The organism is Ferrigenium kumadai, from assembly GCF_018324385.1.
In the GTDB taxonomy this organism is placed as follows: domain Bacteria; phylum Pseudomonadota; class Gammaproteobacteria; order Burkholderiales; family Gallionellaceae; genus Gallionella; species Gallionella kumadai.
Window position 1 is genome coordinate 1,530,418 of the sequence record NZ_AP019536.1, and the last position, 15,515, is coordinate 1,545,932.

General features: G+C 57.5%; 15 protein-coding genes and 4 tRNA genes. 2 read left to right on the forward strand and 17 right to left on the reverse strand.

The window, feature by feature from the left end; translation table 11 throughout:
• Positions 1 to 167: 167 nt before the first annotated feature.
• The 3 genes from FGKAn22_RS07245 to FGKAn22_RS07255 all read right to left on the reverse strand — a co-directional run bounded on the left by FGKAn22_RS07245 (position 168) and on the right by FGKAn22_RS07255 (position 3,015).
• Positions 168 to 818: an SCO family protein gene (locus tag FGKAn22_RS07245; RefSeq protein WP_212784949.1), complete on the reverse strand. Its 651-nt coding sequence runs from the start codon at positions 816 to 818 to the stop codon at positions 168 to 170.
• Positions 819 to 1,555: 737 nt separating this feature from the next.
• Positions 1,556 to 2,323: a molybdate ABC transporter substrate-binding protein gene (gene modA / locus FGKAn22_RS07250; protein ID WP_246487361.1), complete on the reverse strand. Its 768-nt coding sequence runs from the start codon at positions 2,321 to 2,323 to the stop codon at positions 1,556 to 1,558.
• Between the two features lie 311 nt (positions 2,324 to 2,634).
• Positions 2,635 to 3,015 carry an Ig-like domain-containing protein gene (locus FGKAn22_RS07255; protein ID WP_212784950.1) on the reverse strand — a complete coding sequence of 127 codons (381 nt, stop codon included), beginning with the start codon at positions 3,013 to 3,015 and terminating at the stop codon, positions 2,635 to 2,637.
• A gap of 406 nt (positions 3,016 to 3,421) precedes the next feature.
• On the opposite strand from FGKAn22_RS07255, the gene FGKAn22_RS07260 reads away from it, so the two are divergent.
• The gene (locus tag FGKAn22_RS07260) at positions 3,422 to 4,384 is read left to right on the forward strand and encodes a GGDEF domain-containing protein (protein WP_212784951.1); all 963 of its coding nucleotides are present in this window, start codon (positions 3,422 to 3,424) and stop codon (positions 4,382 to 4,384) included.
• Positions 4,385 to 4,511: 127 nt separating this feature from the next.
• Here the strand turns inward: FGKAn22_RS07260 and flhD are convergent, their stop codons facing one another.
• The 5 genes from flhD to gltX form a co-directional block, all read right to left on the reverse strand.
• The gene (gene flhD, locus FGKAn22_RS07265; RefSeq protein ID WP_212784952.1) at positions 4,512 to 4,820 is read right to left on the reverse strand and encodes a flagellar transcriptional regulator FlhD; all 309 of its coding nucleotides are present in this window, start codon (positions 4,818 to 4,820) and stop codon (positions 4,512 to 4,514) included.
• Between the two features lie 330 nt (positions 4,821 to 5,150).
• Positions 5,151 to 5,226, reverse strand: a tRNA-Glu gene (locus tag FGKAn22_RS07270).
• A gap of 119 nt (positions 5,227 to 5,345) precedes the next feature.
• Positions 5,346 to 5,421, reverse strand: a tRNA-Glu gene (locus FGKAn22_RS07275).
• 14 nt (positions 5,422 to 5,435) lie between these two features.
• Positions 5,436 to 5,511 (reverse strand) — tRNA-Ala (locus FGKAn22_RS07280).
• 60 nt (positions 5,512 to 5,571) lie between these two features.
• Positions 5,572 to 6,981 carry a glutamate--tRNA ligase gene (gltX, locus tag FGKAn22_RS07285; protein ID WP_212784953.1) on the reverse strand — a complete coding sequence of 470 codons (1,410 nt, stop codon included), beginning with the start codon at positions 6,979 to 6,981 and terminating at the stop codon, positions 5,572 to 5,574.
• Positions 6,982 to 7,094: 113 nt separating this feature from the next.
• Between gltX and FGKAn22_RS07290 the strand changes: the two genes are divergently transcribed.
• A tRNA-Val gene (locus tag FGKAn22_RS07290) sits at positions 7,095 to 7,169 on the forward strand.
• Positions 7,170 to 7,255: 86 nt separating this feature from the next.
• On the opposite strand, the gene FGKAn22_RS07295 is transcribed toward FGKAn22_RS07290, so the two are convergent.
• From FGKAn22_RS07295 to FGKAn22_RS07335, 9 genes are all read right to left on the reverse strand, one after another.
• Entirely contained in the window at positions 7,256 to 7,651 is a 396-nt protein-coding gene (locus tag FGKAn22_RS07295) for a hypothetical protein (protein ID WP_212784954.1), read from the reverse strand.
• Between the two features lie 120 nt (positions 7,652 to 7,771).
• Positions 7,772 to 8,848 (reverse strand): protein-glutamate methylesterase/protein-glutamine glutaminase, encoded by a 1,077-nt coding sequence (locus FGKAn22_RS07300; protein ID WP_212784955.1) that lies wholly within the window; start codon positions 8,846 to 8,848, stop codon positions 7,772 to 7,774.
• Positions 8,845 to 9,420 (reverse strand): chemotaxis protein CheD, encoded by a 576-nt coding sequence (locus FGKAn22_RS07305; protein WP_212784956.1) that lies wholly within the window; start codon positions 9,418 to 9,420, stop codon positions 8,845 to 8,847. The genes FGKAn22_RS07300 and FGKAn22_RS07305 overlap by 4 nt, the downstream gene beginning before the upstream one ends.
• Entirely contained in the window at positions 9,413 to 10,225 is an 813-nt protein-coding gene (locus tag FGKAn22_RS07310; protein WP_246487362.1) for a CheR family methyltransferase, read from the reverse strand. Before FGKAn22_RS07310 ends, FGKAn22_RS07305 begins: the two co-directional genes overlap by 8 nt.
• Positions 10,226 to 10,354: 129 nt before the next feature.
• Positions 10,355 to 11,104: an oxygen-binding di-iron domain-containing protein gene (locus FGKAn22_RS07315; RefSeq protein WP_212784958.1), complete on the reverse strand. Its 750-nt coding sequence runs from the start codon at positions 11,102 to 11,104 to the stop codon at positions 10,355 to 10,357.
• 4 nt (positions 11,105 to 11,108) lie between these two features.
• The gene (locus FGKAn22_RS07320) at positions 11,109 to 11,714 is read right to left on the reverse strand and encodes a hypothetical protein (protein WP_212784959.1); all 606 of its coding nucleotides are present in this window, start codon (positions 11,712 to 11,714) and stop codon (positions 11,109 to 11,111) included.
• Positions 11,715 to 11,836: 122 nt separating this feature from the next.
• Entirely contained in the window at positions 11,837 to 13,105 is a 1,269-nt protein-coding gene (locus tag FGKAn22_RS07325) for a carbohydrate porin (RefSeq protein WP_212784960.1), read from the reverse strand.
• Positions 13,106 to 13,296: 191 nt separating this feature from the next.
• Positions 13,297 to 14,925, reverse strand: coding sequence for a methyl-accepting chemotaxis protein (locus FGKAn22_RS07330; protein WP_212784961.1), 1,629 nt, complete (start codon positions 14,923 to 14,925; stop codon positions 13,297 to 13,299).
• A 33-nt stretch (positions 14,926 to 14,958) separates the two neighbouring features.
• Complete coding sequence (locus FGKAn22_RS07335) at positions 14,959 to 15,513, reverse strand: chemotaxis protein CheW (RefSeq protein WP_212784962.1); 555 nt, start codon at positions 15,511 to 15,513, stop codon at positions 14,959 to 14,961.
• Positions 15,514 to 15,515 lie beyond the last annotated feature (2 nt).

Below are 15,515 nucleotides of genomic sequence, written 5' to 3' on the forward strand. Positions count from 1 at the left end.
CCCTCAGGTATGTTTGCAACACCTGCGTTGTCTATATGGTTGCCGAGTCCCAATGCCCATGACTGGGCGGTTTCAGGTATTTTCGTTACCGCATTCACTCGATGCACTAAGGCAAAGACCTGCTTTTGGCGATGACTTTCATCGCATATCCCAATACGCAAAATCTGTTAGTCCGGCACCAACCCGTGGTACTCGCGCAGCAGTTCATCTGCGCTGGCAAAGCCATCGATACGCACCCAAGGCTTGTCGGCCCCTTTGCGCAGGAACGTCACCGGCTCGTGATTCATCTTGTCGCCGCGGTAGACATTGAAGGCACGCTGAACGGCAATGCTGTCCTCGACACTGCCGGTCAACATGCTCCATTGCGGCCCGGCCTCGAACCGCTTTGCATACTCATTCAGCTTTGCCGGAGAATCGTGTTCCGGATCGATGGATATCGAAACCATGCGCACCGTGCCGGCGTTCGGTCCAAGCTTTTCCTGCACCTGGGAAAAAGTGGCACTCATCACCGGACAGATCGTCGTACACGTAGTGAAGATGAAATTCAGCATGACGGGCTGGTCCACATCGAGACTGTCGTTAAGCGCAACCTTCTTGCCATGTGTATCCATCAATTTCACATCCGGGGTCTGGTACGAAACGACAGAGCGTGTGTAGCCATTGCCGACCATTGCATGGTGATGGTGATGTTCCATCGTCTGGTAGTGCTCCATCGCCAGGTACTGATCGGCATCACCGGATGCAAAACTGTTGAGGGACACGATTGCAAGCCCCACCGATAGCGCCACGATGGCAAGAATTGATTGGTGCTTTTTCATGGCTTCTCCCTGTTCCTGGCTGTTCGTAACCGTGGCGCAAGTGTCAACCAAAGGTTCAACAAGCACACTGGCGGGCAAGGGGTATTTCCGGATATGGAAGGCTGTATTCGGGAGGTGGGGGTTGACTGTAAAAAAACATGTGCGGCGATACATGGGGAACAGCACACCGGGCCGGCCTTGACTAATGGCTTCCACCACCGCCAAGACACCCTACCCGCCCCCGAAAATACCGCCCCCTCAAGCGGCAATTACACAGTGCGCGGAATAAATTATCGAAAGGCTTTTCTATAGCATCGCTTCCCAGGTTGTGAGAGATGCCGACAGGCAAACCAGGCTTACTCGTTGAGACTGGATCAGCAACTACAACAGGAGGGATGCCATGAAACCAGAATCGCCGATTACCTCGACAAAACCGCTGTGGTCCGGAGATGCAAATGTAGAAGCCTCAGGCGTGAGGTTCATCTGTCCGGTGTGCTTCCAGTGGGTAATCAGGGAAGTATTCGAGGAGCACGTCGCGAATCACAACAATACGCCCGAGCCCGAACCAGACTGAAGGTGTATGCCTCGCTTAAAACCGAGTCATGTCTGACTGGAGACCTTCCGGCAACGGCGCGTGATGCGCGAAAGCAGCACATGCGATTCGCCGACCGCCATGCGCACGATCATCTTGTCAGGGCCTTCGTCGCGTATCTCGGTTATGCGCGCTGATGCTCGTCGGGTGGAAGCGTCATGTTTGCTTAAGGCAGCTCGTATCCAAAACTGCGCATCACCGCCGCAGCTTTCTCGCTCTTCAGGAACATGAGGAACGCGCGCGACGCAGATTGATCTTTCGCGCCGGACAGCAACACCGCACTCTGCCGGATGGGTTTGTGCAGTTCGGGCGGCACCAGCCACCATGAGCCTGCGGTCATTTGGCCGTCGCGCATGACCTGCGACAGCGCGATGAACCCCAGTTCGGCATTCTCGGTCGCGATAAACTGATAGGTCTGCGTGATGTTCTCGCCCTTCACCAGCTTGCCCTGTATCGCATTCCACATCGTCAATTTTTCCAGGGTCTCTCTTGCCGCCATGCCGTAGGGTGCAAGCCGGGGATCGGCGATCGCCAGCTTGTTATAGCCTCCCTTGTATAGCACGGCGCCTTTGGCATCCACGAAACCGGGCTGGGCGCTCCACAGCACCAGCCTGCCCACGGCATAGACCAAACGCGAATCGCCGACGGCCATCCCCTCCTGCACCAGACGCTTCGGAATCGCCTCGTCCGCCGAAAGGAACACGTCGAACGGCACACCGCCCTTGATCTGCGAATAGAACTTGCCGCTGGAACCGAGGCTGACCTTCACCGTGTGACCGCTTTCTTGCTGGAACAATGCAACAAGGCGCTCCATCGGTGCGGAAAAATTCGACGCCACTGCAGCGCGCACCTCGCCGGCGCACACCGGTGAACTCATCAGACCGAACAACATCATGGCCGCGGCGACATGGCCGCGCAATGCAGAGATCATCATTATCGACACCTGAGGCTAATCCAGTTATGGGGCAATCGTCTCATTATAGTACCGCCGCCAAGCCTCGATTCATGCCGGGACATAGCCGAGCCGTGAACGCATGAACGTGACCGCGCTCCTTGTACGCATGGTGAGCGCGGTAGCGTTTCGTGCATGAGACTGGTGCAGACGGGATTTACCGGGCCGTGCATGCATGCCGCGAACTGGCAACACCGTTTGATCAATACCGGCACCAGTTCAAGCTTGCGTGAAGGATTTATGGAATTTTTGAGAGGATATCCAGAAACATAGTCTTCAAATGATGAGCCAACTCATGTCGCCGGCACTCCGGGGGCACTGGTGACCGCCTCGCCACCAACGGAAGGCATCACCGCAACTGCCACTCGCTGACTGCTCTCCTTGTCCCAGATAGTAATCGTCACCGATCCGGCAGACAGTCCCTTAATGAAGGCAGCACCGTGGTCATAACTTACCGTAGCGATATTGCTGTCTGACGACCTGGCGCTCACATCACCCGATGCATCGGAAACATTGATGCTTGCCGTATTACCCACTTTAATTTGCAACAAGGAGGATGAAACATTCAATGGCGGCACATCCCCGGGATGAACCAGTATCAGCAGCACAACGAATACCGCTGCCAGATATGCGAACAAGTCTCGGTGACCCTGATTTGATAATGGAAAGTTCATGACATCCTGCCTTTTCTTCAGGTCTTGATGACGCTACGCGGACGCTAGTCGAGCACGTAACACACCATCCAAACCAACGTTACGATGGCGCCAACCATATGCGCGAAGAAGAGAGGAGAAAATAAGGCAGACAATGTATTTCCGTTTTTCCGGAAACGTAGCGCACGCGTTTACCCCGGCCGCTTAAACTGCTCTTGGTGAATGCGCGGACATGCATCGAATATCAAAAGTTGATACTATTCAGTGCACTGTCGCGAACATGCAAACAGGAGCAAACTAGTCAGGCACAATAAACATGAAAATGAATCGAGCAGCCTGATTTAAGCAAAGTGTGGAATTCCCCGAAAATCTCCGCACAGTGACCGCCCTGACTGATGCTGGCAACGGATTTTTAAGAAGGTAATTTATGAACCACTCTCCAGAAATCCTGACATTGCTGACAACATCACCTTTGTTCCGTGGTGTGCCGCGCAATTTCCTCATCAAGACACTGAGCCAGTCCAAGCTGCTCAGCCTGAAAAAAGGCGACACGCTATTAACTCCCGGACAACTGAACGACCAGATTTACATCATTCTGTTTGGCCGCCTGAGTGTCCAGATGAAAGAATTCCGGGGCGAGCCTATAGCCATGTTCGGCGAGGGCGAGTGTGTGGGCGAAATGTCCGTTCTGGGTGACGGCTATGTCTCCGCATATGTCATTGCCGCGACAGACTGCAGACTGATCGCCATCGACCAAGCCGCCCTCTGGGCGCTGATCGACAATTCATCGGAAGCTTCGCGCAACATGCTCAGCATCCTGAGCCACCGCATTCGCGTTGGCGATCAGCGCATGGCTGAAAGCCTTGAGCGGGAGCAAGGCTATGTAGGCTCCGACACAGTTGACGAACTGACCGGGCTCTATAGCCAGCAATGGTCTCATGACAAGCTGGGGCGATATTTGCAGCGCAGGATCGCGGACCAAAAATTGAGTTGCATGCTTATGCTTGAGATGGATGGCTTCCAGGACTTTTGCGACAAGTTCGGAACTCTGGGCGGCGACCAGGCACTCCGGACCATTGCCCAGACCATATTGTCCTCTCTGCGCCCGGATGATCAGGCGGGACGCTACCGCGGCCCGCAGTTCAGCGTTTTCCTGCCCAATGCGACATCTCTGGCCAATGCCTGCACCGCAGCAGAAAGACTGCGAGCCGCCGTCAACCAAGCCGCCGTTGTGCTGCCTAGCGGTGATGCGCTCCCCCCCGTCAGTATCTCCATCGGTGTCGTCCAAATGCATATGGATGATAATCTGGACAGCTTGTTTGCCCGGGCAGAGGGAGCTTTACATATAGCCCAGGAGAGCGGCGGCAACAGCGTCAAGTGCGAGGAATAATTCCCGGACGCAACAACTGAAATCCGCTAGTAACGGCGTACGACTAAGGACGCCGGGAAGAATGCCCGTCTCACGCGCCCGGGCAAGGCGGGAGCGCCCTATCGTGCCCCGCCCCGAGTCATCGAGCCTAAGCGGCGATGAGTTCTTCCTTCCTGCTTGCAACAGCAATTTTCCCTGTTTGCGTGTCTTTGCTGTAACCGGTCAGCATATTGAGCAACACGCTGTCATCGAAGTGGAAGCAGCACAGGAACATATTGGCGGTGGATAGCTTGATGAGTTGCTCCTCGGAGAGTCCGGCGACCAGATCCGCCATCTCCTCGCTCATGCCAAGACTGGAAACGGCATGAGCCTTGTCTGCACGGATCATTTGCTGACTGAGCTGCATGAAGGCCAGATTGGTGTGCTTGATTTCCTGGTGCAATTGGCTGATGTTCATTTTCACTCCCCCCGCTATTGAAATTGACGTCTTGATTCGACGACTGCATTTTGCGCGGGGTGATGAAAAGAAAAAATCAGAAAAAGAATAATTCTCTTGTAGGAAGAATCATTACAGGAATGTAGGAAGGATGCTCTCATTATCCGGATTCAGCCCGTAAGCGAACGGATGAACAGCGGGATATTCAGGTGTTTATTTGCGGCAACGGCAGATGAGGCCAGCGGAAACGCGGCATACAAGCGAGGGGCAACGTTGCTCTGTCCATTTTGACGTCGCACGTCGATGCGCCACAAAAGCGAAGAGCCAGGGTTAACCTGGCTCTTTGATGTTTGGCGTCCCCTACGAGATTCGAACTCGTGTTATCGCCGTGAAAGGGCGGTGTCCTAGGCCTCTAGACGAAGGGGACTTCTTAAAACCTGTGAATGCACAACAACGCTGTCAGCAACAAAAAAGCCCCGAAGGGCTATTTGTCTGATTTTTCGTCGTTATGCCGCTGCAGCGTCCTGAAACAACGTGCAACCGAATTGGCGTCCCCTACGAGATTCGAACTCGTGTTATCGCCGTGAAAGGGCGGTGTCCTAGGCCTCTAGACGAAGGGGACTTCGTTTCTTTTCTTGGTGGAGGTAAGCGGGATCGAACCGCTGACCTCTTGCATGCCATGCAAGCGCTCTCCCAGCTGAGCTATACCCCCAGGGTGATGCCCCGAAAAGAGCGCGCATTATAGTGATGCGCCCCTACCTTGTAAAGCGGATCACGCGGTTTTTTTCGCAAGGTTCTTTTCGATACGCGCCAACACCATCTCGCGCGGGAACAGCGCCACCAAGGCATCAACGGAAGGCGTCTGGGTCTGCCCTGTCAGCATCACGCGCAACGGCATGGCGAGCTTGGGCATTTTCAAGCCATGCTTGCCGATGACTTCCTTGATGGCGGCGCCGATGGACGCAGCATCCCATGCAACGGTGGTGAATAGCTGCATCAGATCACCGAAAGCCGGGATGGCCTCTGCAGAAAGCTGGGCATCCAGCAGCGCAGCCTCCGGATGCAAGTCGATGTAGAACACTTCTGCCGCATCGGCCAGTTCGTTCAGTGTCGCGACACGCTCTTTATACAGGCCACAGATGGCAGAGAGCGCAGGGCTGTCGGAAACCTTGATGTCGCGCACTTCGAGGCGAGGGCGAACCATTTCCGCCAGCCGCTCGTTGTCGGTCAGCTTGAGGTAATGATTGTTCAGCCAGTTCAGCTTCTCGGTGTTGAACTGGGCGGCGGAGGGCGTGATGTGGTCGAGATCGAACCATTGGCAGAACTGCTCCACCGAAAAGACCTCCTCATCGCCGTGCGACCAGCCCAGGCGGGCGAGATAGTTGATGACCGCCTCGGGCAGATAGCCATCCTCGTCGTATTGCATCACGCTCACGGCGCCGTGGCGCTTGGACAGCTTGGTGCCGTCGTCGCCGAGGATCATCGACAGGTGCGCGTATTGCGGCACCGTCGCGCCCAGCGCCTTGAGGATATTGATCTGGCGAGGCGTGTTGTTGACATGATCGTCGCCGCGGATGACATGGGTGATGCCCATGTCCCAGTCGTCCACCACCACACAGAAGTTGTAGGTCGGCGTGCCATCGCCGCGTGCAACGATGAGATCGTCGAGCTCGCTATTGTCGAAAACGATCTGCCCCTTGACTAGGTCGTTCCATGAAGTCGAGCCGGAGATCGGCGTCTTGAAGCGCACCACCGGCTGGATGCCTTCGGGCGGCGTCGGCAACACCTTGCCCGGCTCCGGACGCCAGCGTCCGTCGTAGCGCGGCTTCTCGCCGCGCGCGCGTTGTGCTTCGCGCAGGGCATCGAGCTCTTCGGGCGTGGTGTAGCAATAATAGGCATGCCCGGCATCCAGCATCTGCTGGATGACTTCCTTGTAGCGCGGCATGCGGCGCATCTGATAGAACGGACCTTCGTCGTAGTTCAGATTGAGCCAGTTCATCCCGTCCAGGATGGCTTGCACGGCTTCCGGAGTGGAGCGTTCCACATCGGTATCTTCGATGCGCAGAATGAACGTGCCCCCGTGCTTGCGTGCATAAGCCCAGGAGAACAACGCGGTGCGCGCGCCACCGATGTGCAGGTAACCGGTGGGGCTGGGGGCGAAACGGGTGCGTATGGTCGTCATAATGAAAAACGGGATGGCAAAAAACAAGGCGCGCATTTTACGCCAGATGCACGCTATCTCATAAACAAATTGACCGGCACATACAGCTGTGGTTAAATGCGCGCCGCTTGATTGGGCGGTTAGCTCAGCGGTAGAGCACTGCCTTCACACGGCAGGGGTCACTGGTTCGAACCCAGTATCGCCCACCAATCAAACCAGACACTTAGACCACTCGGAAGAGTGGCCTTTTTATTTGTACGAACTGTACGAAAATATTTCGATTCCGGCTCTAACCCTACTCTCCTGAAACTTGCTTGAGCAGCGTTGCCGCGGTTCGTTCCAGCAATGCGACATCCAGCGTTCCGATGCATTCCTCGGCCATGTCGATACCGGCCAGCACGGAAGGACGCTCGCTCTCGGTGATTTCCCACACATCCGTTTCATCGCCGCGCCGCCTCACTTCAAGCAGGGTTTCGATGGAAGCGTCCAGCGTGGGGACGGCGTCGGGGTTCGTGGTCTGATTCCGCTCGAGCGCCGACCGCACCACCGAGAGCGCCGCCGCCAAACGACCGAAGGACATGACATTGAACTGGCCGAGACAGGCGGCCTGGTAGGCAAGGTGCATGTCCATCGCGTAGATATCTTTCAGGCCGCGCGTGACGGGGATGCGAAGCGGTTTTCTTTTCTTCATGGTTATGGCTCTGGCTGTTTAAGTTTATACGGCTACTGTATAGGTCATCACGCCATCGTAACAATGCCATGACGCAAACAATCCCCGATATTGAGACGGATTACCCCGCTTAATCACTCGTTACATCCTTCCGGCCGTGGCCGTCCGAATCGCATGAGGAATATCTCCGAGAGGCATTATCCGGTCTACCGCATCCAGTTTGACTGCCTCCTTGGGCATCCCGTAAACGACACAGGTCTCTTCGTTCTGCGCAATGGTTCTGGCGCCGGCATCGCGCATCTCTTTCAGTCCGCGCGCCCCATCGTCGCCCATGCCGGTCATGATGATGCCCAGGGCATTCGACCCGGCGCACTTCGCCGCCGAACGGAACAGCACATCGACGGAAGGACGATGGCGATTCACCAGCGGCCCATCCACCACATCCACGTGGTAATAGGCACCGCTGCGTTTCAGCATCATATGCCGCCCGCCCGGCGCGATCAGCGCCAGCCCCGGCATCACGCGATCGCCGGTCCTGGCTTCGCGCACCTCAATCTGGCAGATGCCGTTGAGTCGGTTGGCGAAGGCCTCGGTGAATTTCTCCGGCATGTGCTGCACGATGACGATGCCGGGAGAGACTCGCGGCAACTTGGTCAACACCGCTTCCAGCGCCTGCGTACCGCCCGTCGAGGTGCCTATCGCCACCACCGCTTCCGTGGTCTGCGCCATGGCGCTTGTGCTAGCTGGCAAAATCGCATCCGCCGTCAATTTCGGCGCGACCTGCAATGCCTTGGCCGGATCACCCAACCGCTTCACGTTGGCGCGTGCGGCTGCCTTGACGGTATGGATCAGATTGTCCGACGCGTCCTGCAGATAACTCTTCAATCCGACCTTGGGCTTGGTGACGATGCTCACCGCCCCGGCCGACAGGGCCTGCATGGTCGTCTCCGCGCCCTTCTCGGTGAGCGTGGAGCAAATCACGACCGGCGTAGGGTGTTCCGTCATGATCTTCCTCAAGAAAGTGATGCCGTCCATGCGCGGCATTTCCACATCCATGACGATCACATCCGGCCACAGCTTTGCCATCTTCTCCATGGCGAACAGAGGATCGGAAGCGACACCGACCACCTCTATGTCCGTATCCTCGGATAGCATCGCGGTAAGCACCTGCCGCACTACCGCCGAATCGTCCACGATCAACACCCTGATCTTGCTCATCCCTGACCTGTCCCTTTCATTGGAATACCGGAAGTAGCCGGAACGTGCTTCATCCATGCATAGCCGCTCCAGACATCGAAGAATAATTGACGGTGCCCTTCTCCGCCGAGATGTTTGGCATGTATCGAAAATCCGTACTTCTGCACCAGGTAATGGGCTACCTGACCGTTGCGGCAATGTACCTTGGGACAGACGCCTTCCGGCTTGAGGTAGGCCGCCTCCGGAGTGCAGCGCTGGCAGCCGTGTTTCCTGGTTTTGCCGGTCGATGGGAACATGTTTCCGGCCCCGAAAATCTTGACCTGATATTCGGAAGGTTCGGTATGGGCGGCGCGTATCTCGCGCATGAACATCTCCATCGCCTCGTCGGCATACTTCCCGTCCAGCTCGCCTGCCCGGCGATGCCCGCGAGTGGGCAGCATGTAGTGGCACATGCCGCCGATCAGCTTCTGCGGATGCCACATCGAGATGGAAACGCAAGAACCCAGCACGGTACGGATCCGCGTATCCTTGTCGCCGAAGTAGAAATCCCCCGGCTGCAGGAATATTTCGATCACATGATCGGGTTTACGCATCTGGCTTGCGGTAAATGGAGGGCGAGACGATCTTGAGTGCGTCGGTGATGCCATTCAGGCTTTCCGAATGACTGACCACAAAATAGCCGCCTGGGCGCAGCAGCGGCAGCATGCGCGCCACCACCTGCTGCTTGGTTTCCATGTCGAAATAGATCATCACGTTGCGCAGGAAGATCATGTCGAACTCGCCCAGCTTGGGTAAATTCTCGTTGAGGTTCACCTGCTGGAACGATACCCGGTTGCGCAGGTTGCGATCGACCAGGAAGGTACCCTCCTGCGGCCCCGTTCCCTTCAGGCAGAAACGGCTCAAGTAATGGCGCGGGATGCCTTCGATGCGCGTCATGGGGTAATGTCCGCCGCGCGCTTTTTCCAACACCCGGCTGCTGATGTCCGAGCCAATCACCTCCCAGGCATCGTCGCCCAGCACATCGGCCAGCACCATCGCGATGGTGTACGGTTCCTCGCCGGACGAACTCGCCGCGCTCCAGATGCGAAAAGGTTTCCCCGGACGGCGCAGCGCGGGCACATGCTGGCGCATGAAATCGAAGTGCTTGGGTTCACGGAAGAAATAAGTCTCGTTGGTGGTCAACAGGTCGATGGCTACCTGTAACTCGTCGCGCTTGTCCTTTTGCATCAGGATGCGGAAATAGTCGCCGTAGCTGTTCAGACCGTGTTGCTTGACGCGCTTCGCCAGCCGCCCGCTGACCAGCGGCTTCTTGGCGGGCGACATGCTGATCCCTGCGATGTCGTAGATCATCGTCTGGAACTGACGGAACTCCTGGTCGCTGAGTGCCAGCTGATTCACTGTGCTTACCTTCATTTTTTTCCTGTCCTTTGAGTCGGGTCATCCAGCAACGCCTCGCCGCCCCCATCCACATGGTCGTCTAGAGTTGCATGGACGATAGCACCGATGTTGCGACCACGCCATCCATGACTAGCCCCGGGCGCGAATTCCGCTGCCTACCGGCAACGCGGCGAGCCAGTCGATGAAGCGCCCCACATCCTTGCCTTGATAGATCGCTCCGTGTTGCGGACACAACATGTCGATCTCCAGCTTGCTGACCCGTTCGCACCAGTCCAGCTTGGCCTCGTTGGAACCCATCCAGCGGCGGTGGAAACCTTCCGCATTGCGGATATGGCGATCGAAGTTCTTCACGAACAGATCATCCTCACCCGGCGGCAACAATGCGGCGCCGATATCCCCGGAAAACAGGATCTTGGCAGCAGGGTCATACAAATGGAAGTTGCCCGACGAGTGCAGATAATGGGCCGGAACCGCCTGCAAGGTCAGGTCTCCCAGCGCCAAAGGCATGCCCTCGTCCGGAATGGAGATGAAGGTATCCGCGTTGCCGCCGAAATGTGGAACGAAGGTGTTCCACAACCAGCTCAGATAACACTGCAATTCAGGATTGAATTCGAGCCAGAGCGCCAGCGACGAAATGATGTCCGGGTCTTGGTGCGATGCAAACAAGTGGGTGACCTTGGCGGGGTCGAATTCTGCACTGAGCGCCAGAAATACGTCCGGGAATATCTCCGAACCGCCCGGATCCGTCATCAGCCCCCGATCTCCGTTCACGATCAGATATTCGTTGGTATCGATCAGGCAATCCGGCTTCGTCGGGTCGCGCGTGATGGCACCCCATTTGTGCGCCCCGGCCTCATAGATGTACTGAAAAGTCTTCATTGCCTCAACCCGCCATTTGTACTTGGATCTGTTTCAGTGTCGCCAGGATATGGCTCACCGCTTCTTCGATCTGGTTAGCCACCTGACGCAGCGTCACCACCATCGAACCACCATATACTGCTTCGATCTTGGCGCTGCGCGCCAGCGCATGGCCTGTGGCGCACAGTCTGAGTGTGCGATCCACCTGAGCACCCACGGCCAGTTGCCGGTCGCGGATCATCCGGCCCGCTTCGTGCAATTCGTTCCCCTTGCGTGACAAAAGGTCCCCAAGCAGGCTTGCTGCCTGATCACCCTGGTTCGCGCGGTTCAGCAGCCATAGTATCCGGCGCTGTTTTTGCAGCCCTGCCGTATCCCGTACCACACCCGAAAAAGTCTCCACCAGATTGAGCATTTCGCGATCCAGACTGCGGCTCAATGCGCGCAATTCGGAGGAGACCACACCGAAGCCGCGCGAGCCTTCGCCGGCGCTGTGTGCGGCCAGCATGGCATTCAGCGCCACCAGATTGACTTCGGCGGAGACCCGCAGGACTTCCTTGACGTGCTCGTTGGCGATCGCCATCCTTGTCAGCCCGTTGCTAGGGGCCGACGATGCTTCCAATTTAACTTCCACGACTTTGCCTCACTCCTCGATACAGTTCGCATCGCTGTCCGCAATTCCATTTACAGATTGCGAATCAATTTGTTTACGACTCGGGCGAATGCGAACGCCAGACCTCTTCTGATTATTATTCCCTAGAACGCGACCTCGATCCGCGCCCCTGCCACCCAGGCATCCTTCAGGGCCGGATCCATGTTGGGATTGCGGACGTATTGCACGGTCGGCTGCAAGGCAAACCAGCCATTGAGCTGTGCGCGGTAGGTGAGCTCGACGATGGTCTCCGCTGATTTAACGGCCACCGCGTTCTGCAGCCACTGTTGCAAGCGGTATTTGCCGCTGGAGTGGCTGGTGGTGACCGCGATGCCGGCAGTGTCACCGTCACGGCCGTCGAACAGCCCCAGATAGCTCAGTCCGGCGCTGCCAGACCAGTCGACCTGCCAAGCATCCTTGTTGACGAAACCCACGCGAGCAAAACCCGCCAGCCCTTGAGCCGGGTCTCCCGGCTCGGCCATCAGTGTGCGCTCCGTGAGGACGTAACCGCCCCGATCGAAGCGCTGAACCGGGTTGCCAAAGGCATCGACGTCGACGAGATCGTTGGCACGGGCGGTGTAGCGCCAAAGGCCGACGGCGGTCTTGTTGTACTGGCCTTCCGCCACTTCCGGGGTATAGCCGAACTCTGCCACCGCGAGGGTGCCATCCCCCTTGCCCAGCCTGATCTGCGTCCCATGCGGATTATTGGGATCACCGGGCACGCCGTCGGTGACGGCGGCCTGCGCATAGTAGCCATCACCGGTGTATTTCAGGCGCACGCCCAGTGCGCCCATGGGAAATACTGGCGGGCCGTTGCGCCCAGTCTGGGCCATTTCGGCCGCCATACCATAGGGCGGCTGAAGGAACAGTCCGGAAACATCGTTAACGTAGAACTCGGAGTCGATAGCGTACAGGCCGCCCAGCAGTGAGAGCCTGTTGTCGGCGAAATTCTTCTGCATCCATGCCTGGAAGAACTGGCCGGTGCTGGTGACGGCTTCAATGTTGGTGATGCCGGCGAAGCTGCCGCTGTACGCATTGATGGACCGGTTCCCGTGCTGTACGTGATACTGGACGTAAGCACTGGTACCGTTCCAGCCCGCCAGCTTGTCCAGGTCCATACTGACCGCGGCTTCGCTGTTCATCAATACCACCGCGCCTCGAGCGATACCCCCCGATGTGTTGGCCAACAGGTCGCTCTTGTGGGTGAGCTCGACGGTTACGCCCTTTTCGCACAGCCTGGAACGGCTACCGTCCCAATCGCCACTCAGAGTGGATTCGTTGAAGTTGGGGCAGGTATCCCCCACGGCATTTGCCGTGGCGCAAAGCAATGATGACGAAGCCGCTATGATGATGCTGAAATAGATGCGATTCATGATTTTTCTCGTTCAAATTCGTTCGGGATCTCTTTGCCACGCCTGGTACCAGCCACGGCTGACACAAGTATATGCGACATCGCTCCGGCAGCTGAGGATGCTGTCGTCGTTCAGAACCCTGGCCTGAACTCTCACACGCTGAAAGATCAGGCCAGGGCCAACCGTTTCCGGTTGACCCCAGTTAGTGCTGCTTAGAACCGCTGGAAGTGGCTTTCGTCCACGTCGCCGGCCACCGGCATCGCCTTTGCCTTCACCGGCTTGGCGGCGGCGTACATCGGTATTACCTTGGCTTCCGAGCGTGCTGCGGAGACCACAGATGCGCTGTCGACCTTGAAGAAACCGACCAGCTGCTGCAGATTCTCCGCCTGGCTGCTCATCTCTTCTGCGGTCGCTGCCAGTTCCTCGGAGGAGCTGGCGTTCTGCTGCGTGATCTGGTTGAGCTGGTTCATCGCGGTGTTGATCTGGCCCACGCCGGACGATTGCTCGTTCGACGCTGCCGCGATCTCCTGCACCAGGTCGGAGGTCTTGCCGATGCTGGGCACCATTTCGTCCAGCAGCTTGCCTGCACGTTCGGCCAGGCCCACGCTGCCCTTCGCCACTTCGCCGATCTCCTGCGCAGCCACCTGGCTGCGTTCCGCCAGCTTGCGCACTTCGGCTGCCACCACGGCGAAGCCCTTGCCGTGCTCGCCGGCACGCGCCGCTTCGATCGCCGCGTTCAGCGCCAGCAGGTTGGTCTGGTAGGCGATGTCGTCGATGATGCCAATCTTGTCGGCGATGCTCTTCATCGCGACAACGGTTTCCTTGACCGCCTGGCCTCCTTCGTTGGCTTGATTGGAAGCCGACTCCGCCATGCCGTTGGTGACCTTGGCGTTCTCGGCATTCTGGTTGATCGAGGCGCTCATCTGCTCGACGGAGGCGCTAGTCTCTTCCACGCTCGCAGCCTGTTCGCTCGAAGCCTGGCTCATGCTCTGTGCAGTGGCCGACACCTCTTCCGATGCGCTCGACAACGCGTCGGCCGAGCTGCGCACTTCACCGATCACCTGAGAAAGCTTGTTAGTCATCTCCTGCATCGCAGACAGCAACTGGCCGGTCTCGTCCTTGCTCGTCACTTCGATCCGTGCCGTCAGATCGCCGTTGGCCAACTGGTTCGCCACGCCGACCGCCTCATTGATCGGCTTGGTGATGCTGCGCGTGATCCACCATGCGAAGGCGATCGCAATCGCGAAAGCTGCGAGGCCGAGAATCAGGATGAGCGTCTGGGTCTGTGTGGCGACCTTGTCCGCATCTTCTCCGGTCTTCTTCATCAGGTCGGACTGGAATGTGATCACATTGTTCATGGCTTCGATGTAGTCGCCTTGCGATTTGCGCATCACATTGATCATCAGGCTGACCGCCTCGTCGCGCTTGCCGGCCTTCTGCAGCTCGAGGAACTTGTCCTGGTCATCGACGAAGTTCTTGCGCGCTTCCATCGCCTTGTCGAGTACTTTCTGCCCCTCTTCCGAAGTGATCAATTTGTCCAGTTTGTCGAAGCCCTCAGCGATCTGCTTGCGCGCCTCTTCCACGCGCTGGAGTTCTTTCTGCACATCATCCGGCTGGGTCACCAGCACCGAGTTGCGCAAGGCGCGCGCAATCACGTTGATATCGGCAATGATGTCGTTGGCAATGACCGTCTTGGGAAATTTGTCATGGATCAAATCGTCGATCTCTGTACTGATCTGTCCGACCCGGAGATAGGAAACCACCGAGATGACTGCCAGCAGGATCAACACCAGGGCGAAACCGATCCCCAACCGCATACCTATTTTCAAGTTCTTGAACATTTCACACCCCTCTTCAAAAAATATTAACAACCGTTACTGAATCGCGACCCGTCCGGCATCGGCCTGATGGCCCTGTCCGGCGACGGATGCCAGCGTGGATATCTCTTCCACCGACAGGACCTTGCCCACATCGAGCAGGATCACGAACTTGCCGTTGACCTTGCCCATGCCATGGATGAAATCGGTGCGTATCTTGGCGCCGAAGGCGGGCGGCGGTTCGATCTCGGTCGCAGGAATCTCCAGCACCTCGCTCACCGCATCCACCACCACACCGATGTCCTGCTTCTCTTCGCCGCTCGGCACCTCGATGATGACGATGCAAGTGCGCCGCGTGACCTGCGTTTCGCCGCGACCGAAGCGTGCGCCGAGATCGACCACCGGCACCACCGCGCCGCGCAGGTTGATCACTCCGCGGATGAAATTTGGCATCATCGGCACTTCGGTCAAGTGGCCGTACTCGATGATCTCTTTCACGCTCAGCGTGCCGACTGCGAACATCTCGCTGCCCAGCGCGAAGGTCAGGAACTGCTGTATCTCCGCCAACTTGGCCACTGCGGTCGGTCTTTCTGTTGTTACCAATGCATTCATCA